Annotated in this window: 19 protein-coding genes; 14 read left to right on the top strand and 5 right to left on the bottom strand. The window is 67.6% G+C overall.

The features are described from left to right. Positions 1-8: 8 nt before the first annotated feature. Together ACO073_RS18305 and ACO073_RS18310 are read right to left on the bottom strand one after the other, a co-directional pair. Entirely contained in the window at positions 9-665 is a 657-nt protein-coding gene (locus tag ACO073_RS18305; protein ID WP_421999115.1) for a TetR/AcrR family transcriptional regulator, read from the bottom strand. Next, complete coding sequence (locus ACO073_RS18310) at positions 662-1,708, bottom strand: phosphotransferase (RefSeq protein WP_421999116.1); 1,047 nt, start codon at positions 1,706-1,708, stop codon at positions 662-664. Before ACO073_RS18310 ends, ACO073_RS18305 begins: the two co-directional genes overlap by 4 nt. Positions 1,709-1,826: 118 nt before the next feature. Between ACO073_RS18310 and ACO073_RS18315 the strand changes: the two genes are divergently transcribed. From ACO073_RS18315 to ACO073_RS18350, 8 genes are all read left to right on the top strand, one after another. Next, positions 1,827-2,645 carry a sulfite exporter TauE/SafE family protein gene (locus ACO073_RS18315; RefSeq protein WP_421999117.1) on the top strand — a complete coding sequence of 273 codons (819 nt, stop codon included), beginning with the start codon at positions 1,827-1,829 and terminating at the stop codon, positions 2,643-2,645. Positions 2,646-2,754: 109 nt separating this feature from the next. Next, a complete protein-coding gene (locus tag ACO073_RS18320) occupies positions 2,755-3,444 on the top strand; it encodes a tripartite tricarboxylate transporter TctB family protein (RefSeq protein ID WP_421999118.1) in 690 nt (229 codons plus the stop codon). Between the two features lies 1 nt (position 3,445). Further along, positions 3,446-4,951, top strand: coding sequence for a tripartite tricarboxylate transporter permease (locus ACO073_RS18325; RefSeq protein ID WP_421999119.1), 1,506 nt, complete (start codon positions 3,446-3,448; stop codon positions 4,949-4,951). Positions 4,952-4,970: 19 nt separating this feature from the next. Next, positions 4,971-5,927 (top strand): hydroxymethylglutaryl-CoA lyase, encoded by a 957-nt coding sequence (locus ACO073_RS18330; protein ID WP_421999120.1) that lies wholly within the window; start codon positions 4,971-4,973, stop codon positions 5,925-5,927. Then, positions 5,924-6,283, top strand: coding sequence for a cupin domain-containing protein (locus tag ACO073_RS18335; RefSeq protein ID WP_421999121.1), 360 nt, complete (start codon positions 5,924-5,926; stop codon positions 6,281-6,283). Before ACO073_RS18330 ends, ACO073_RS18335 begins: the two co-directional genes overlap by 4 nt. 117 nt (positions 6,284-6,400) lie before the next feature. After that, positions 6,401-7,585: a CaiB/BaiF CoA transferase family protein gene (locus tag ACO073_RS18340; RefSeq protein WP_421999122.1), complete on the top strand. Its 1,185-nt coding sequence runs from the start codon at positions 6,401-6,403 to the stop codon at positions 7,583-7,585. Between the two features lie 10 nt (positions 7,586-7,595). Then, a complete protein-coding gene (locus ACO073_RS18345) occupies positions 7,596-7,970 on the top strand; it encodes a hypothetical protein (protein ID WP_421999123.1) in 375 nt (124 codons plus the stop codon). 250 nt (positions 7,971-8,220) lie between these two features. Next, positions 8,221-9,120: a restriction endonuclease gene (locus tag ACO073_RS18350; RefSeq protein ID WP_421999124.1), complete on the top strand. Its 900-nt coding sequence runs from the start codon at positions 8,221-8,223 to the stop codon at positions 9,118-9,120. Positions 9,121-9,140: 20 nt separating this feature from the next. On the opposite strand, the gene ACO073_RS18355 is transcribed toward ACO073_RS18350, so the two are convergent. Both ACO073_RS18355 and ACO073_RS18360 read right to left on the bottom strand, forming a co-directional pair. Continuing rightward, complete coding sequence (locus ACO073_RS18355) at positions 9,141-10,307, bottom strand: HNH endonuclease (protein WP_421999125.1); 1,167 nt, start codon at positions 10,305-10,307, stop codon at positions 9,141-9,143. Positions 10,308-10,355: 48 nt separating this feature from the next. Continuing rightward, on the bottom strand, positions 10,356-10,520 hold the full coding sequence (locus ACO073_RS18360) for a hypothetical protein (protein WP_421999126.1): 165 nt from the start codon (positions 10,518-10,520) through the stop codon (positions 10,356-10,358). Positions 10,521-10,932: 412 nt separating this feature from the next. Between ACO073_RS18360 and ACO073_RS18365 the strand changes: the two genes are divergently transcribed. From ACO073_RS18365 to ACO073_RS18390, 6 genes are all read left to right on the top strand, one after another. Further along, positions 10,933-13,332 (top strand): GAF domain-containing protein, encoded by a 2,400-nt coding sequence (locus tag ACO073_RS18365; RefSeq protein ID WP_421999127.1) that lies wholly within the window; start codon positions 10,933-10,935, stop codon positions 13,330-13,332. After that, the gene (locus ACO073_RS18370) at positions 13,329-14,153 is read left to right on the top strand and encodes an ABC transporter permease (RefSeq protein WP_421999128.1); all 825 of its coding nucleotides are present in this window, start codon (positions 13,329-13,331) and stop codon (positions 14,151-14,153) included. Before ACO073_RS18365 ends, ACO073_RS18370 begins: the two co-directional genes overlap by 4 nt. After that, positions 14,150-14,854 carry a hypothetical protein gene (locus tag ACO073_RS18375; protein WP_421999129.1) on the top strand — a complete coding sequence of 235 codons (705 nt, stop codon included), beginning with the start codon at positions 14,150-14,152 and terminating at the stop codon, positions 14,852-14,854. Before ACO073_RS18370 ends, ACO073_RS18375 begins: the two co-directional genes overlap by 4 nt. After that, complete coding sequence (locus tag ACO073_RS18380) at positions 14,851-15,846, top strand: MlaD family protein (RefSeq protein WP_421999130.1); 996 nt, start codon at positions 14,851-14,853, stop codon at positions 15,844-15,846. Before ACO073_RS18375 ends, ACO073_RS18380 begins: the two co-directional genes overlap by 4 nt. Next, positions 15,843-16,766, top strand: a complete 924-nt coding sequence (locus tag ACO073_RS18385; protein ID WP_421999131.1) for a hypothetical protein — start codon at positions 15,843-15,845, stop codon at positions 16,764-16,766. Before ACO073_RS18380 ends, ACO073_RS18385 begins: the two co-directional genes overlap by 4 nt. Before the next feature lie 167 nt (positions 16,767-16,933). Beyond that, the gene (locus ACO073_RS18390; RefSeq protein ID WP_421999132.1) at positions 16,934-17,782 is read left to right on the top strand and encodes an alpha/beta fold hydrolase; all 849 of its coding nucleotides are present in this window, start codon (positions 16,934-16,936) and stop codon (positions 17,780-17,782) included. A gap of 150 nt (positions 17,783-17,932) precedes the next feature. Here ACO073_RS18390 and ACO073_RS18395 read toward each other — a convergent pair whose 3' ends face one another. Further along, on the bottom strand, positions 17,933-18,403 hold the full coding sequence (locus ACO073_RS18395) for a DUF3237 domain-containing protein (protein WP_421999133.1): 471 nt from the start codon (positions 18,401-18,403) through the stop codon (positions 17,933-17,935). Positions 18,404-18,408 lie beyond the last annotated feature (5 nt).

Raw genomic sequence — 18,408 nt, forward strand, 5'->3', positions numbered from 1 at the left:
GACCGACCTCAGGAGGGCGACTTCGCTCCGACGGCCCGCAATGCCATGTCGGCGTAGAGCTTCGCCATCTGCTCCTCGCCGAGTTCGCCGCCGGGACCGTACCACATCGACACGTGCGTGCACTGATCGAGCAAGGCCATGGCCATCGCCTTGAGATCGTACCGGCCCTCGACCTGCGGCGGCTCGAACACGCCGCTTTCCACGCCGCGCGCCAGGATCGCCACGACGATGTCACGGATCGCGCGCCGGCTGCGCCTGATGTCGGCGACCCGGTCCGCGCCCAGCCAGCCGATCTCGCGGTTGGCGACCAGAGCCTCGACCCGCAGGCGGCAGTGGCGCATGACGTAGACGCGGACGAAGGCGGCGAGCTGGGCGCGGGCATCGTCGCCGGCCGCCGCCACGGCCTGCTGGCACTGACGCTCGAGCTCGACCTGGGTGGACGAGATGATGTCGTGCAGCAGCTCGTCCTTGGACTTGAAATGGTTGTAGAGCGCCCCCTGCGTCAGGCCGCAGGCCCGCATGATGTCGCGTACCGTCACGACCGGATAGCCGCGCTCGGCAAACTGCGCGAAGGCCGCTGCCCGGATCGCCTCGACCGGCGGGCGCGACTCGCGCTCGGCCAGCGTGTCGGACGCCGACGTCCCGACCGGCTTGCGCTTGCTCATGGCCCGCCTCCCCCCATCCCGTCGACGATCTGCCAGGCCAGGTCGGCCGCCGGCCGGACCAGCTTGCCCGAGTCGGCCGCCCGCACGTTGGAGGCCGTGCCGTCGAGGGACCGGGCATAGACGCCCTGGCGGATGCACGACACGCGAAAGAGATTATACGCCATGTAGAATTCCCAGGGCTTCGGGTCGGGAACGGGCCGGCCCGACAAACGGCAGTAGTAGGCCACCATCTCGGCCTCCGATGGCAGGCCCAGCGCCGCGAGATCGTGTCCGTGAAGGCCGCCCCAGTCCTTGGGCGTGCGCCAGAGCATGCAGAGATAGGACAGCTCCGCGAGGGGGTCGCCCAGGGTGGAGATTTCCCAGTCGATGATGCCCAGCACGCGCGGCTCGGTGGCGTGGAAGATCATGTTGTCGAGGCGATAGTCGCCGTGGACCAGGACGGTCTCGTCGGCCGTGGGCAGATGCGCCGGCAGCCAGTCGAGCAGCCGGTCCATCGAAGCGATCGTCTCGGTCTCCGACGCCTTGTACTGCTTGCCCCAGCGCGAGATCTGGCGGGCGACGTAGCTGCCGGGCCGGCCGAAGTCGGCGAGCCCCAGGGCGGCATAGTCGACGGCATGAAGCCGCGCCAGGGTCTCGAACTTGGCCTGGTAGATCGCCAGCCGTCCCTCCAGCGGCACTTCCGGCAGCAGCGGGTCCCAAAGGACCCGGCCGTCGCAGTACTCCATGATGTAGAAAGGCGTCCCGACCACGCTCTCGTCCTCGGACAGGACATAGGCCCGCGGGGTCGGCACGTCGGTCCGGTTGAGGGCCGAGATGACCCGGAACTCGCGGTCGACGGCGTGGGCGGACGGCAGCAGCTTGCCGGGCGGCTTGCGGCGCAGGACGTAGCGGCGGCCGGCGCCGTCGGTCAGGCGATAGGTCGGGTTGGACTGGCCGCCCTTGAACTGCTCGACCGTGACCGGGGCGACGAAGCCCTCGACATGGTCGGCCATGAATCCGGCCAGCGACCGCTCGTCGAAACGATGCTTCTCCTGCACCGCCATGGTGCCGATATATTCTGCCCCGCGTCTCGCCACCCGATGCCCCTGAACGGTCGTTCACATTGGCCCCGAGTTTGCTCGCCGCCTCCCGCGCATGCAATATGGACCTACGGACAATCCCGTGCTCGACCTGTTTTCGGCTTACTCTCCCCTGATCTGGCTGGCGTTGCTGGCGACCGGCTCCCTGATCGGCCTGCTTGCCGGTCTCCTTGGTGTCGGTGGAGGCGTCGTCGCGGTCCCCGTCCTGATCGAGATCTTCGAGGCCATGGAGGTCGACAGGCCGACGGCGCTGATCCTGGCCGTCGGCACCGCCCAGGCCAATATCGTCGTCGCATCGATCTCCGCTGCCACGGCCCATTGGCGGGCCGGCACGATCGACGCTGCGCTGGTCCGGACCTGGCTGCCCGCCCTCCTCGCCGGCACGGTGGCGGGGCTCTGGCTGGGCTCCCACGCCTCGGCGGCCGTGCTCACCGGGACGTTCGCGGCCGTGGCGCTGGCGCTGGCCGTCCAGCTCGGCGCCAGCGACCGGCTGGTGCTGGGCCCAACCCCGCCGCGCGGGCCCCTGGGCCAGGTGCCGCCCACGATCGTGGGCGTGCTGGCCTCCGCCGTCGGTGTCGGCGGCGGGACTCTCAGCACCCCCGTCCTGACCCTCTTCTCCTTCCCGCTCAAGCGGGCGATCGGGGCCGGCGCCCTGTTCAATCTCGTGATCGCCGTCCCGGCGACGGTGTTCTTCCTGATCCACGACATCGGCCGGCCGGGCCGGACCTCGGACGCCATCGGGGACGTCGCCCTGATCTGCGTGGCGGCCCTGTCCCTGCCGGCACTCTTTGTCGCTCCTATCGCGGTGCGATGGGCGATGCGTGCTCCGGTCTTGATGCTGCGCCGTCTCTTTGCTTTCTGCCTCGTCGTCGTGGCCGTCCGGCTGCTGCTGCGGGCCTGAACGGGCGTCCGGACCAAGACAAGGGCGGCAGGTTTGTGTAGCGTATGCGCGGCTTAGGGGAGCAAGCCCAACAAGGTCGCGTAAAAGGTGTGTGTAGGGGGAGGCGTCGTTGATTCGATTCCTGAGCAAGGATCTTTTGTCGGGACTGATGTTCATCGGTTTCGGCGTGATCGCGCTGTACTTCGGCCAGAAGCTGGCGCTGGGGACGCCGGTCCGCATGGGGCCCGGCTTCGTGCCCCACATGCTGGCCTACATCCTCCTCAGCCTGGGCAGCGTCATCGCGCTCGGCACGCTGTTCAGGACCGCCGACAAGAAGGAGAAGGAGCGCTACTGGATTCCGGTGGCGGCCCTCTCCCTCGTTGTCCTGGTCTTCTCCCTGATCCCCTGGGGCTCGGCCTTCATCGCCAACAACGTGCTGGGACCCGAGAGCCAGCAGACCTTCAAGACCATGTCGGTCCCCTTCATGGTCGCCTCCATCCTGGTGGCCGACGTCGTGATCCTGATGCTGCTGGTCTCGCTGTTCGGCCGGCCGGGTGCGGAGGCCGAGGATCTCGTCGAGATGCCGAAGTGGAAGCCGATCACCATGGTGACGATCGGCATCATCTGCTTCGCCCTGCTGTTCGAGCGGGCGGGCCTCATTCCGGCGCTGGTTGCGCTGATCCTGATCGCCTCGCTGGGCGGCGAGGAGTTCAAGCTCACCGAGGTCATCGGCAACATGATCGTGCTGTCCGTCCTGTGCACGCTGGTCTTCAAGGTCGGCCTGCAGATGAACATCACGATCGTGCACGGGATCTGGTGACATGGACCTGCTGCACAATCTGACGCTGGGTCTCGAGGTCGCGCTTTCCTTCCAGAACCTGGCCTACGCCCTGCTGGGCTGCATCCTCGGCACGCTGATCGGCGTCCTGCCCGGCATCGGGCCGGTGGCGACCATCGCCATGCTGCTGCCGATCACCTTCCACCTGCCGCCGACCGCCTCGCTGATCATGCTGGCCGGCATCTACTACGGCGCGTCCTACGGCGGCTCGACGACGTCGATCCTGGTCAACCTGCCGGGCGAGGCCGCCTCGGTGGTGACCTGTCTCGACGGCTACCAGATGGCGCGCAACGGCCGCGCCGGCGCCGCGCTGTCGATCTCGGCCGTGGGCTCGTTCTTCGCCGGCACCGTCGGCACGATGCTCATCGTCCTGTTCGCCGAGCCGCTGACGCAGATGGCGCAGAAGTTCGGCCCGGCCGACTACTGCTCGCTGATGGCGCTGGGCCTGGTGGCCGCCGTCGTGCTGGCCAGCGGCTCAGTGGTCAAGGCGATCGCCATGATCTTCCTCGGCCTGCTGTTCGGCCTGGTCGGCACCGACGTCAACACCGGCGCCCAGCGCTTCACCTTCGATCTGCCCGAGCTCAGCGACGGCATCGACTTCGCCCCGATCGCCATGGGCCTGTTCGGCATCGCCGAGATCGTGGTCAACCTCGAACGGCATCTCGAGCGCACCGGCGGGACGATCAAGGTCGGTTCGCTGTGGCCGACGCGGGAGGAGATCCGCCGGGCCATTCCCGCCGTGCTGCGCGGCACGGCGCTGGGCTCGGCGCTCGGCGTGCTGCCGGGTGGCGGCCCCACGCTCGGCGCCTTCTCGTCCTACACGCTCGAGAAGAAGATCTCGAAGACGCCGGAGCGCTTCGGCAAGGGCGCGGTGGAAGGCGTGGCGGCGCCGGAATCGGCCAACAACGCCGCCGCCCAGACCTCCTTCATCCCGATGCTCACCCTCGGCATCCCGTCCAACGCCGTGATGGCGTTGATGGTCGGCGCCATGATCATCCAGGGCATCCAGCCCGGCCCCGAGGTGATGACCAAGAAGCCGGACCTGTTCTGGGGGATGATCGCCTCGATGTGGATCGGCAACCTGATGCTGGTCGTCATCAACCTGCCGATGATCGGCATGTGGGTGAAGCTGCTGACGGTGCCCTACCGCTTCCTCGCCCCGGCCATCCTGCTGTTCTGCTGCATCGGCGCCTACAGCCTGCAGAACAGCACCTTCCACGTCATGCAGGTCGCCGCCTTCGGCGTGCTGGGCTACGTCTTCGTGCGCCTGGGCTGCGAGGGCGCGCCGTTCCTGCTGGGGCTGGTGCTCGGTCCGCAGATGGAGGAGTATTTCCGGCGCGCCATGCTGCTGTCGCGCGGCGACCCGTCGGTGTTCATCGAGCGGCCGATCAGCCTGGGGCTGCTCATCACCACCGTGCTCCTGCTGATCCTGATGGCCCTGCCCGGCATCAAGAAGGCCCGCCAGGAGGCCTTCCAGGAAGAAGGCTGACGACCGAAGGAGTCGAGCGATGTCCGACCTGCCCAAGCGCGTGGAGATTTCCGAGGAAGGCCCTCGCGAGGGCTTCCAGTCGGAGAAGAAGATGATCCCGGTGTCCGACAAGGTGCGTCTCATCGAGGCGCTGGCGGACGCCGGGCTCAGGCACATCGCCTGCGTCTCCTACGTCAATCCGCGGCGCGTGCCGACCATGGCCGACGCCGCGGAGGTGGCGGCGGCCATCCGACAGAAGCCCGGCGTCGAGTACAGCGCGCTCTGGCTCAACCGGCAGGGTCTCGAGCGGGCGCTCGACGGTCCCCTGCACGTCGACGGCGGCGTCCGCGTCACCGCCTCCGACACCTTCTCGCGCAAGAACCTCGGCAAACCGGTCGCCGACGCCCTGGTCGAGCAGCGGGGCTCCCTGCAGCTCCTCAAGGAGCGCGGCGTCCCGGTCGAATGGGGCATCATCCTCGGCGCCTTCGGCTGCAACTTCGAGGGCGAGCTGCCGACCGGGCTGATCCTGCAGCGGGTGCAGTCGGCCCTCGACGAGGCCGAGCTGGCCGGCTTCCGGCTGAAGGGCATCAAGCTGACCGACGCCATGGGCTGGGCCACGCCGCGCTCGGTCGAGCGCCTGATCGACGCCATCCGCTCGAAGTGGCCCGAGCTCGAGATCGGCCTGCACCTGCACGACACGCGCGGCACCGGCCAGGCCGCCGCCTATGCCGGCCTGAGGCTGGGCGTCACGAAGTTCGACGCCTCGATCGCCGGGCTCGGCGGCTGTCCGTTCGCGGCCACCGACGGCGCCGCCGGCAACATCTGCACCGAGGACTTCGCCTTCATGTGCGAGGAGATGGGCGTCGACACCGGCCTCGACGTCGACCGGCTGATCGAGGTCGCCCGGCTGGCCGAGGAGGTCGTGGGCCGCCCCCTGCCCGGCCACGTGATGCGCGGCGGCACGCTCGCCGCCGCCAAGCAGAGGGCCACCGCATGAACGCCGAGACCCTGCCGGCCGGCTCGATCCCCGATTCGACCTATGTCGACGTGGCCTCCGTGCCCTGGAAGGCGACGCGCTTTCCCGGCGTCGAGGCCAAGATCCTGATGGAGAATCCGGCGACCGGCATGTCGACGGTGCTGATGCGCTGGGCGCCCGGCGCCCGCCTTCCGCATCACGAACACGTCGCCATCGAGCAGACCTACGTCCTCGAAGGGTCCTTCGCCGACCATGCCGGCGTCTGCAGCGCCGGCAACTATGTCTGGCGCCGCCCCGGCAGCCGCCACGACGCCTGGACCGACGAGGGCTGCCTGATGCTGGCCTTCTTCATCAAGCCCAACACCTTCTTCGACTGAGACGGTGGGCGCGCGCCCGCGCGCCGCGCCGCCCTTCTTGTCGCCGCCGCCGCTGCCGCGCTATTGCTGGGCCGGCGCCGCGTCGCGGCTCCCGACAACAAGCGAGGAAACGGATCGATGGCTGGCGTCCTGGAGGGCATTCGCGTACTCGACTTCGGCCGGTACATCGCCGGCCCGTTCTGCGGCACCATGCTGGGCGACCTCGGCGCCGAGGTCATCCGCATCGAGAAGCTCGAAGGCAGCGAGGACCGCTGGGTGACGCCGGTCGCCGAGGGCGGCGAAGGCGCGATGTTCCTCCAGATGGGCCGCAACAAGCTCGGCCTCACGCTGAACCCGATGAAGCCGGCCGGCCGCGAGATCGTGAAGAAGCTGGTCGCGGTCTCCGACGTGGTGATCGCCAACCTGCCCTACGAAGACCTGAAGCGCATGGGCATCGACTACGAGACGATCTCGGCGATCAACCCGCGCATCATCCTGGCGACCAACTCGACCTTCGGCTCGGAGGGCCCCTACGCCACGCGCGTCGGCTTCGACACGATCGGCCAGGCGATGTCGGGCGCCATGCACCTGTCCGGCGACGGCGCGGTCCCGACCCGCATGAACGCCCCCTATGTCGACTTCAGCTCGGCGCTGCTCAGCACCGTGGGCGTGCTCGCCGCCCTGATGGACCGCGCCCGCAGCGGCAAGGGCCAGAAGGTCGAGACGGCGCTGCTGCGCACCGCGATCAACATCACCAACGGCCACCTGATCGAGCAGGCCCTGCTCGGCCTCGACCGCACCGCCACGCTGAACCGCGGCTTCACCGCCGGTCCGTCGGACACGTTCAAGTGCAAGGACGGCTGGATCTACGCCATGACCATCGGCCAGCCGCTGTTCGTGCGCTGGTGCCGCCTGATGGGCAACGAGGACCTGGCCGCCGACCCGCGCTTCAAGGACGACCTGGCGCGCGGCGACAATGGCGAGGCGCTGTCGGCGATCATGCAGAAATGGTGCGCCGACCGCTCGGTCGCCGATGCGCTGGCCGAGCTCGAGGCCAACCGCATCCCGGCCGGGGCCGTCTATACGCCGCAGCAGACGCTCGACGACCGCCACGTCAACGAGGCGGGCTTCTTCCACCAGATGGACTATCCCGGCATGGCGAAGCCAGCGCCCGTGCTGCAGGAGCCGGTGATGCTGTCGCGCACCCCGCTCAGCATCCGCCGCCGCGCGCCGCAGCTCGGCGAGCACACCCACCAGATCCTGCAGGAGCTGGGCTACGACGACGCCGCGATCGGGAAGCTGCGCGCCGACCGGGTCGTATGAGCGCGGGCGCATGAACGCGGCAGACCGCTTCGCCGCCCTGCCCGGCCTGCTCGCGGCCGACGCCGATCTCCGCCGCCGCGGCCGCTGGGTCGAGACCGACTGCCGCGTCGACATCGGCGACGAGCCGTTCTGGCTGTCGTTCGGTGGCGGCGCACTCAAGGGCTTCGAGCGAGGCCCGCGCCTGATGCGCTCGGCCATCTTCACCTATCGGGCGACCGACGAGGCCTGGACGCGGTTCTGGGAGCCGGTGCCCGAACCGGGCTGGCACGACCTGCTCGCGCTCACCAAGCGCGGCGCCGCCTCGCTCGACGGCGATCTCAGGCCGCTGCTGCAGAACCTGCAGTTTTTCAAGGACTTGCTCGCCTTGCCGAGAAATGCGCTTTAATAGTAACCACTTAATTAGCCTTAACCACACGGCGAATAGCACCCCGCAAGCACCGCGCCCTACGCGCTGGCAACCAAGGCGCGGCCTACCCCTCCACGTATGGGATTTTCGAGTTCGAGGTCGGCGCCGAGAGGTCGAAGCCGCTTACCTCAAAATCGGCGTTTGCCGGCGAAACTCCAAGTTGTGTTAGCCTGCAAGTTCAGTCGCAAGGAATCGTCAGCCCGTGCCAATCCCGGACTATCAGACCCTCATGCTGCCCGTGCTTCAGTCGGCGGCAGGCGGCGAAGTCAAAATCAGTGACGTCGTTCACAAAATGGCCGCCCGCTTCGACCTCACTCCCGAGGAAGCAATCCAACTGCTGCCCAGCGGCAAGCAAACATTCATCTCGAATCGCACCCATTGGGCGAAGTCCTATCTGACTCATGCTGGCTTGCTGAGGGGGACCAAGCGGGGGTTCTTCGAGATCACTGACGAGGGCAAGAAGGTCCTCGCCAACCCTCCCCCCAAGATCAATAACCAGTTCCTTTTGCAGTTTCCCGAATTCCAGAAGTTCCACTCGGCCGTGAGGACCATGAGCCCTGTCGCTCCCAAGACAGAGCCGGTCCCTGTGCCACCGGAAGCCGAACAAACTCCCGACGAGCTTCTTCGCACCACTGTCACCCATCTCGCGGACGAGCTTCGTGCCGACCTTCTTAATCGGCTACTGACATCCGATCCCTCCTTCTTCGAGCACGCGGTCGTTGAGCTCCTGCTAGCAATGGGATACGGCGGCGCACGCGAGGATGCTGGCAAGATCATCGGCAAACCAGGCGATGGCGGCCTTGACGGTGTGATTGACGAGGACGCGCTGGGGCTCGACCGAGTTTATGTTCAAGCTAAGCGTTACAAGCCGGAGAACAAAATCGGTTCTACCGACGTCCAAGCCTTCTTCGGCGCGATTGCCGCAGCAAAAGCAACGAAAGGCGTGTTCGTCACGACCTCCAGCTTTACACCTGCGGCCCTGAAGTTCGCCGAGAGCGTAGCTGTGAAGCTAGTGCTGATTGACGGCGACCAACTGACTCGACTCATGTTTCGCTACAATGTCGGCGTCCGAATCCACGAGACGATCCACGTCAAGAAGCTGGACGAAGACTTCTTTGACGAAGATTGAGACGAAGTCTCAGAGATTTGTCATGTGTCACCTGTCGGTGCCTCTCCCCCAGCCCCAACAGCTTCCGGGTAAATAAGACCGTCAATGGCAGGTCGCGCCACCTCAACTACGCCTGCACGCAGGGTACCCCCCGGCGCATAGGTTAGCGGAAAAACCAAAATCTCTTCCGCTCCATCACCATCAAGATCCGCGCGAAACAACTCGCTCACGATGACGGCGAGGCCATACTTGCTACGAACGTCAAAATGCCAATCCGAAAGTGACACCACTTCGCAAGCTCCACGTTCGACCAAATCGCGAATGCTCGTGCCCAGAGTGAATAGGACCTTCGCCTCCGCGTCTTGGATATCGATGGATATGCTCCGAACCCACTCACCGGACCAACGATCCAAGTCCTTACAAGTAACCCTTGGATAGCGAATCAACGATGCCGGCGCATACCGAGCGTGTTCAAGCGCACGCAGCATATCGCAATTTTGGCTCGCCATGCTGTAGCAGTTGATATCGAATTGCGTCTTCGGCCAATACTTCTCTTTCACCGCTTCTAAGAAAGCGTTGCAATCTCTGCACTTCACCTCATGACCGTCATGCGTTTGCAGGACCACCTCAGTGATGTGTCCGCCGCCCAGCGCAAAAGGCTTCTTCATGAGCTCAGCTGCAAGCTCCGCATTCAGTAAGGTCGAATCTTGCGCGCCCTGAACCTGAGGTGATAGTCGAACACGGGTTACCCCATCCGCTTGCTGCCGCTGAATATCAATGATGTCGTCCACAGTGAGATCGTTTTGCTCTGCCTGCGCTTTAAGTCTCAGAAATGCCGAGAGGACCTTGTCCTCTCCGGTACTCGCCCGAATGTAGTGCTCCACCGCCGAACGATACTGCTCTGCAACGCCAAGGAAGTGCAGCAGGTGGCTCTTGGTCCTTACATTTGCCCTCTTTCGGTTATTCTGAAATCGCGTTGTGGGTAGCAAGTTCCCCAGTCCATCCAAGTCGAAGTCAGTTGGAATGACCCCGTCGGCCTTCAACTCGTCCAACTCCTTGGCATCGACGGAGAACGGAATGATGTGATCAATCTCTAGGTCGCTTAGTGGCACTTGGACGCCCGTGTATGCACATCGTCGGTTATGTGCCTGCCAGATAGCAGCTCTCTCGGTTGGAGAGAGATTTCGGCGCGCCAACTGCTTCCCCATCTGCAATGTCCTCAAAAAGGGAAGAAAGCCTATCCTTGTTCGCGCGCGTTATTGAATGAAAATCCATTGCCGCAGGCAGTCGACCACTACCGGCTTATCGTCAGGGCAGTGGCGACCCGCCTTGATCCCAGCCTGCGCCTCGGCCTCAAATATCTCAAGTGAACCGCCGATGCCGCGCAGCACTAGGGAAGTTTTGGGGTCCAGCTTGCGCACTCGGCCCAGGAGCCCCCTTCACGCTCACGTCAGGCTTGTGGGTGGTCTGGGGGGCGCTACACAAAGGCCACTTACAGCAAATCAAGGATCTGCCGGCGCCGCCTCGCCGGGAGCCCGCGCCATGATCCGGCGATGCGCTGGATCGTCGGCGGCAAGGCGGTTCAGGGCAGCGCGGCATCGCCCGCCCGGATAGGACGCTTCGAGACGCGCTGGCTGACGTCGGCAAGGATCCCTTTCGGGGCAATACGTTCGTCGTCATGGGTTCGGATGGCCGGCGGTCCTGCCCCCCCAGGCCCGCCCTTGTGGCAGGCCGCCAAGCACTGCACTCTTGCCCTGCAAAGCCGATCATCCGATGGAGGTCGGCCAAGTGCGATTGCGTATCCCGGCACGCAGTTGCCGTAGTGAGAAGGGCATGGCCTACCTGTTCGAACGAGCGCCTCACGCGACGCCGTCCGGCAAGGCGGCGGCATCGGAGCCGTCGGCAACTGCCGCCGCGACACCGGCGCGTCGGCCGAAACGACTGCGGCCCTTCTGGGCGTTGACGGGCTTTCTCCTGGTGGTGTCCCTCGCGTCGGCCATGGCCTACTACGCCTACGAGGGCAATCGCCGGCTCGAGTTTCTCCTCTCCGGCAAACTGGGCGATTCCGAGCGCCGTCTGGCGTCGCAGGTTCGGGGCTACTTCAACCCGGCACAGCAGTTCCTCGAGATCGCCTCGGTCGCCGCTTACGGGCGCAGCGTCACGGACGGCGGCTGGGAGATCGCCCGGCTGGCGGAGCTTGTCCTGCCCCGCACGCCCCAGGTCGTGGCCTTCACCTACGTCGATCCCGCAGGGGACTACGTCCGCATCGTGCGCAACGAGCGCGGCACCATGGACACGATCTGGGGCAATCGCAGCAAGGGCCAGATCGAGACCACGCGACGCGACGCGGAGGGGCTGCAGTCGACCACGAGCCGGCCGGTGGACGCCTACGACCCGCGAACCCAGTCCTGGTATCGGGAGGCCGAACGAACAGGCCAGCAGGTGTGGACGGATGCCTACATTCTGCCGCCCTGGGGCAAGGCGCGCGCTGCCACTCCCGGCGTGACGCTGGCGATTCCCCAGTTCGTGAAAGGCGACAGCAGGCCGCGCAGCGTCATGGCGCTCGATGTCGAGTTGGCTTCCGTCTCGAGCATCCTCAGGGACAACGAATATGTCGGCCCCGGCGGCAAGGCCCTCATCATCGACGGCGCCGGCCGCATCGTCGCCTATCCCGACCCGGGATGGTTCCCGACCGGGCCGGATGCGCGGGCGCCTCTGATCGACCAGGTGGGCGATCCGATCCTGGCCTACATCTACGATCAGTGGCGCGTTGCGCCGTTCGACAGGAAGATCATCGATGTCGGCGGCGGCGAGCACGTGGTCGTCGCCGCCCAGCGCATGCGCCGGCTGACCGACAACGAGTGGCGGGTCCTGAGCTACACGCCGACCACCGAATCGGCGGGCCTCTCCAGCCAGGACATCCTCTACGGCTCGATCGCCGCCTTGTTCCTCGTCGCCGGCATCTCGGGATCGCTGGCCTGGCGCAGCGTGCGTGCGGACCGGCGCTCGGCCGCCGCGCTGGCCCGCCAGCAGACGGCGGAACTGCAGGTGCTGAGCGCAGCCGACCTGGTGCGCGAGGCCTCGTCGCAGGACTCCACGGACCGCGCGCTGCAGTCCGCCACGGAGGGCGCGGCGCGGGCCTGCGACGCCAAACGGGTCGCCGTCTGGCGCCTGTCGGCGGACGGACGGACCCTGCGCTGCGAGGACTGCTTCGACCGCGCGGTCGAAGGGCACACGTCGGGCCTGGAGTTGCGCCATGACGAGCTGTTCGAGCTCTTCAGCGCGCTGGCGACGGGTGCGCCGATCGATGCGCAGGGCGCGGAGCGTGAGCCGAGAACGGCGGGGCTGTTCGCGAGCTACCTGTCGCCGCTCGACATCGGGCGAGTCTATATCCAGCCGCTGCAGTCGAACGGCCATCTCGTCGGCATGCTGACGGTGGAGGATCCGCCGACCGGCGATTCGGCCCGTGGGCTCGCTGCCTACTGCGAAATGCTGGCGATTCTGCTGGCGATGCGTTTCACCGGTGTGGCACCGGCAGCCGCGCCGTCGCCCGCGGTGCGCACCGAGGCGATCCGTCCCGCCATGCCGGACGCCGTCGCGCCCGACGGCCTGGCGCGTCGCCGGACGCGCGTCGAGCGCACCCTGTTTCGGCAGAGCGGGCTGCTGGAGTCGCTGGGCGACCGCGTTGTCGACGCGGCAGCGGTCGGGGTCGTCAGGCTGCCGGAGTGGACGACGATGGTGCAGCGGTCGGGCAGCGCGGAGGCGCCGACGGTGATGGACACGATCATGCGGGATCTGCATCGCATCATCGAGTCGAGCGGGCTCGACTATGCCGCGCGGCTGGACGATCAGATGGTCGTGGCTGCCCTGGCGGACGGCCCCGACGGTGCGGGCGAGGGTGCCCTGCGCGTTGCGCAGGTGATGGTCGAGCTTCGCGACCGATTCGTCGAGCTCGAGGAGGAGCTGGGCGCGAGCCTCGATTTCGGCCTGGCGGTCGATGTCGGCATGGCGATGTGCTCGAGCGACGGCGGCGACCCGCCGGGTCGTCATCTCTGGGGCGGATCGGTCGGTGTCGCGCGCGTGCTCGCCGGCACGACGGCGCGGCGAGGCATCGCGGTCTCGGAGCCGGTCTACGAGCTGCTGGCCGACGCCTTCCTGTTCCGGCCGCGCGGCAGCTACTTCCTTCCGGAGACCGGCAGCATGCGCACGTTCGTGCTGGTCGGGCAGCTATGACCTCCACCGGTGCGAGTCGGGAAGGCCGGCGCCCCTGGGTGCTGCGCGGCTTGGGGAGGATCGGCGCGGCGACCTCGGAGAACGTTCGCAGCCTGCTGCTCTTCATGGCCTTCGCGGCGACCGTCGTCGCCGCGGCCTTCCGGCGGGGCAGCTGGAGCGCCCCGGTATGGAACGAGTTCCAGCGCGTGCTGCGCCATGTCGCCCTGGGCTCGCTGCCGACGACGATCGCCACCGGCCTCCTCGTTGGCTTCACCCTGGTGTCGCAGGCCGTGTACTGGCTTGCACAGACCGGTACGACCAGCGCAGTCGGACCGGTGATTGCGGCCGTGCTGGTGCGCGAGCTGGTGCCGATCCTGGTCGGTCTCATCGTGTTCGGCCGCAACGGCACGGCTACCCTGATCGAGCTCGGGGAGGCGCGGATCAACGGCTGGCTGCGCCTCTACGAAGTCCAGGGGCTCGATGCGATGGAGCTTCTGATCATGCCGCGGGCGCTGGCGTTCGCCGTCGGGGCGTTCTGCCTTGCAACCGTGCTCGTGGTCACTACTCTCCTCACCGGCTATCTGGTGGCGCATACGTTGGGGCTGGTCGCATACTCCATTTTCGATTTCGTCGACCTCGTGTCGCGGTCGCTCGCCGGGCGTGACTTCATCTTGCCGCCGCTCAAGTGCCTGGCCATCGGATTCTTCGTCGGCGTGACCTGCTGCGCCACCGGCCTCACCCGCTACGGCGAGAGCGACGAGCTGCAGCGTCTGGTGCCGCGCGGTTTCGTGCGGTCCGCCCTCGCCATCCTCGCCGTCAACAGCCTGCTCGACCTCGCATGACTTCTCTTCCGGCCGGATCGGTCCTTTCGCTGCGGAGCGTGGCGCTCGCTGGTCGCGACGGCACGCGGGCCGGCACTGCCTTCAGCCTGGACCTCGGACGTGGCGACGTGGCGATCGTGCAGGTCGAGGATGCCTTCGATGCGGTGTCACTGGTCGGCCTTTGCCTCGGCCTCTCCGATCCCGCGAACGGCCATGCGCGCTTCCTCGGAGTCGACTGGACGACGCGGACGCCGGTCGAGCGCCTGCGGCGGCGACGCCGGATCGGCGCCGTCCTGCAGGCGGAAACCTGGCCGACGCACCTCAGCGTGGACGAATCTGTGCTCCTGGCAAGAACCTTCCGGTCGGGACAACCGCGAGCGGAGGTGCTGGCCGAGGCGACCGGCCTCGCGCGGATGTTCGGGTTGCCCGGCCTTCCCGTCGGCCCGCGGGAGACGATCCGCCGCGCGACCCTGCTGCGCGCCGCCTGCGTGCGCGGCTTTCTGGGAGAGCCCGACATGGTGGTGATCCAGGAGCAGGCGGTCGAGGAAGTGTCCGACCTGGCGTTGCCCATGGCGCAGGCCATCGCCGCCGCGGCGGGCCGCGGTGCCGCCGTGTTGTGGATCATCGCGAACCTCGCCGCCCGGGCCGCGCGGCTCGTCCAGACCGATCGGGTGCTCCGCCTCGACGGCCGCGGCCTGATGCCGGCGCGGATCCGGCCGTGAAGCGCTCGATCCTCGGCATCCTGCAGTTCGACGAGAAGGTCGGACTTGTCGTGGTGCTGTGCGTCGCGGCCTTCGTCGCGGCGCTGATCCATGTCGGCTTGCTCAAGGAGTGGTTCCAGCCTTCGACGACCCTGCGCATCATGCTGCCGGAAGAGGGCGTGTCGGGCCTCGCGCCCGGTGCCGAGGTCCTCGTGCTCGGCACCCGCGCCGGCGAGGTGCGCCGCATCGTCATCGATCCCGACGAGGGCATGCACGCCGTGGCGCGCGTCGACGACCGCATGAAGTACTTCATCCGGCAGGACTCGACGGTTTCCATCCGACGCCAGTTCGCGGTGGCCGGCGCGGCATACATCGAGATCTCGCGGGGCAGCGGCCCACCGCTCGACTGGAACCGCGCGATCCTGTCGGCGCGCAGCGAGAAGGCGCCCACCGACACGCTCGACGGTATCCTCATGGAGGTGCGGGGCAAGGTGATGCCGCTGCTCGATGACGTGCAGAGGGCCACCGCTGCCTTCACCGAGGTGGCGCGGCGCGCCGCCGACCCGACCGGGCCGCTGGAGCGGACGCTGTCGTCCACCGCCGTCATCGCCGAACGCCTCGAGAAGGGCGAAGGGACCGTCGGCCAGCTTCTGGCCAGCGACAAGCTGGTGGCCGAGCTGCAGCTCACCGTGGAGAACACTCGCTCGCTGATCGCACAGCTGGAACGCACCGCCAAGGACCCGCAGATCGGCCAGGTGCTGCGCAAGACCGACTCGGTGCTGACGTCGTTGCAGACCACCATGCGCAGCCTTGCCTCGAGCACGCCGAAGATCGCCGACAACGTCGTGGCGACGACCGACGCGTTGCCGGCGACGCTGCTGCAGGCGCAGATCGCCGCCCACGAGCTGGAGCTGCTGCTCGGCCAACTGCGCCGCAGCTGGCTGCTCGGCGGCTCCGGCACCCCGCCTGCTGCCCCGAGCCGGCGGCTTCCCCCGGTGGAGGTAAGGCCGTGACCGTGCTGCGGCTCATGGGCGTCGTCGTCGTGGCCTCGGCGATGGCCGCCTGCGGCGGTGGGAGCGAGGAAAAGGGTCCGCCAGTCGACCAGACGCTCGAGCAGGCGAGCCGCGCAGGCGCGCAGGCGATGTCGATGGGACTGTCGGCGCTGGCCGTGCGCGAGTACAAGGCCGCGCTGGCGCGCGCCTACGAGCGCGATGACGCGGGCGCCATCGCCGATTCCGGCTTCAACCTGGCGCTCGCCCTGATGCGGGCCAACGATCCGCGGGCAGCCATGGCGACCATCAACGAGGTGCGTGCCGAGCTCGACCGACGCGGCGTGGCAACGCCCGCGGCACTTTTCCTCGCGGAGGCGGCCGCCGCCTACCGCAACGGCGCTCCCGATGCGGCCCTGGCGGCTCTGCGGCCTGTCCTGGACGACGCTGGCGGCGACCCCGACACGCTCGCCCGTGCCTGGTTCATTCGCGGGTTGATCGCCGCCGATCGCGGCGACGGCGCAACCTTGTCGCGCGCCATCGGGGCGCTGACGACACGCAAGCCGTCCGCCGAAGGCGCCAGTGACTTCGCCGCCGATCTCGCGGAACTGCAAGGCCGTTCGGCGCTGCTGCAGGGACGTGACGTCGATGCCCTGGCGCTGTTCGAGCGCGCCGCCGCCGACCGGCAGCTGGCGCTCGACTATCGCGGCATGGCCCGGGCGCTGGCATGGGCGGGTGACGCCGCGGGGCGCGCCGGCCAGACCGCCCGGGCGGCCGGTCTCTACCTGCGCGCCGGCCGCAGCGCCCTTCTGCAGGGAGACCCGGCGACCGCGCGTCCGCTTCTGGAACGGGCCGACTCGCTGGCCCGGCAGACCGGCCAGGGCGATGTCGTCGACGAGGTCCAGCGTCTGCGCAAGGCCGCCCCGGCAAACACCCGGTCGTGATCGCGCGCCCGGCGGCCAACTTACGGAAGATGGATTGGTTCGAAAATGACCACGAACGCTGATTTCATGGTGCATACGCCAGGCCTCGCAATGCCTCGCCGACCCAGCCTACAGAAATGCAAGGACCGGCCAGCCCTGCCGCGCCGGGCGCCGCGGGAGTCCTGAGCATGGCACCTGCACTCGATCCCGTGGTGGGCCGCTACCTGCGGCTCGACATCGAGGGTGTCGCCCACCGGCTCTATTTCGAGGAAGCCGGTCCGCCGGACGGCATCCCGCTGGTCTGCCTGCACACTGCCGGCGCCGACGGCCGGCAGTACCGCCACCTGCTGGCCGATCCCGAGATCACGGCGCGCTTCCGCGTGCTCGCCTTCGACATGCCCTGGCACGGCAAGTCGACGCCGCCCGACGGATGGGAGAAGACCGAGTACCGGCTGACGACCGGGTCCTACACCGCCGCCATCCGCGCTTTCTGCCGCGCGATGGAACTCGACCGGCCGGCGCTGATGGGCTGCTCGATCGGCGGGCGCATCGTGCTCAACCTCGCGATCGCGCACGCGGCGGAGTTCCGCGCCCTGATCGCGCTCGAGGCCGCCGACTTCCAGCAGCCCTGGTACGATACCGCCTGGCTGCACCGGCCCGACGTGCACGGCGGCGAGGTCTGCGCCGCGCTGGTCTCCGGCCTGATCGCGCCGCAGAGCCCGCCGGCCAGCCGTCACGAGACGCTGTGGATGTACATGCAGGGCGGCCCCGGCATCTTCAAGGGCGACCTCTACTTCTATCGCGTCGACGGCGACCTGCGCGAAAAGGTGAAGGCGATCGATACGTCGGTGTGCCCGCTCTACCTGCTGACCGGCGAATACGACTTCTCCTGCACGCCCGAGGACACGAGGCGCACGTCGGCACAGATTCCCGGCGTCGAGATGACGATCATGAAGGAAGTCGGCCACTTCCCGATGATCGAGAACCCGGCGAAGTTCCGCGAGTACATCCTGCCGGTGCTGGCGAAGATCGCCTGACTCTTGCCGACCCCGAGCCTCCGGGCCCGCTCTTTTCTGTCGTCCTGAGCGAAGCGAAGGACCTCATCGCCGTTCGCCACGGGCATGAGATCCTTCGCTACGCTCAGGATGACATGAAGCGGGCCTGGAGGCCCGCGGTCCGGCGAGAGCCTACAGGACCTGGAAGACCTCGTAGACCGGGCCGGCGGGCTCGCGGCGGCCGGTGGCGACGGAGACGATGCGGTTGAGGAAGCGGTACTTCTCCGATGCCGTCTCGAACCATGGCGTGGTGCGGAAATAGTACTGGCCGGGATCGACCTTCTCGCCCTTGTTGAGCTGCTCGATCACCCAGGCCGGGCCGTGGCGCATGCCGCGGTAGCTCATGTAGACGAGATGGTCGTCGTCGGTCTTGAGCGTGATGCGCACGTCGAGCTGCAGGATGCCGTCGTTGCGCAGCAGCAGCCAGTCGCCGCCCGGCGAGGGCAGGACGGTGCCGCGCAGCTCCTCGCCCTCGAAGTGCCCGCCGGTCACGGTGGCGATGCGGCGGCCGCCGTAGGGCGTCTTGCCGATGTCGGTGGCCTTCGGATCGACCTCGAGGGTCAGGGTGAAGAGATGGGACGTCCGCAGGGTTGGTTCGCTCATGGTGC

The organism is Reyranella sp. (genome assembly GCF_965229815.1).
Classification (GTDB): domain Bacteria; phylum Pseudomonadota; class Alphaproteobacteria; order Reyranellales; family Reyranellaceae; genus Reyranella.

Bases quoted from the DNA above. Each gene is read 5' to 3' on its own strand.
- ACO073_RS18305 (WP_421999115.1), bottom strand. From the start codon at position 665: ATGAGCAAGCGCAAGCCGGTCGGGACGTCGGCGTCCGACACGCTGGCC.
- ACO073_RS18310 (WP_421999116.1), bottom strand. From the start codon at position 1,708: ATGGCGGTGCAGGAGAAGCATCGTTTCGACGAGCGGTCGCTGGCCGGA.
- ACO073_RS18325 (WP_421999119.1), top strand. From the start codon at position 3,446: ATGGACCTGCTGCACAATCTGACGCTGGGTCTCGAGGTCGCGCTTTCC.
- ACO073_RS18330 (WP_421999120.1), top strand. From the start codon at position 4,971: ATGTCCGACCTGCCCAAGCGCGTGGAGATTTCCGAGGAAGGCCCTCGC.
- ACO073_RS18335 (WP_421999121.1), top strand. From the start codon at position 5,924: ATGAACGCCGAGACCCTGCCGGCCGGCTCGATCCCCGATTCGACCTAT.
- ACO073_RS18340 (WP_421999122.1), top strand. From the start codon at position 6,401: ATGGCTGGCGTCCTGGAGGGCATTCGCGTACTCGACTTCGGCCGGTAC.
- ACO073_RS18345 (WP_421999123.1), top strand. From the start codon at position 7,596: ATGAACGCGGCAGACCGCTTCGCCGCCCTGCCCGGCCTGCTCGCGGCC.
- ACO073_RS18350 (WP_421999124.1), top strand. From the start codon at position 8,221: ATGCTGCCCGTGCTTCAGTCGGCGGCAGGCGGCGAAGTCAAAATCAGT.
- ACO073_RS18355 (WP_421999125.1), bottom strand. From the start codon at position 10,307: ATGGGGAAGCAGTTGGCGCGCCGAAATCTCTCTCCAACCGAGAGAGCT.
- ACO073_RS18365 (WP_421999127.1), top strand. From the start codon at position 10,933: ATGGCCTACCTGTTCGAACGAGCGCCTCACGCGACGCCGTCCGGCAAG.
- ACO073_RS18370 (WP_421999128.1), top strand. From the start codon at position 13,329: ATGACCTCCACCGGTGCGAGTCGGGAAGGCCGGCGCCCCTGGGTGCTG.
- ACO073_RS18375 (WP_421999129.1), top strand. From the start codon at position 14,150: ATGACTTCTCTTCCGGCCGGATCGGTCCTTTCGCTGCGGAGCGTGGCG.
- ACO073_RS18390 (WP_421999132.1), top strand. From the start codon at position 16,934: ATGGCACCTGCACTCGATCCCGTGGTGGGCCGCTACCTGCGGCTCGAC.
- ACO073_RS18395 (WP_421999133.1), bottom strand. From the start codon at position 18,403: ATGAGCGAACCAACCCTGCGGACGTCCCATCTCTTCACCCTGACCCTC.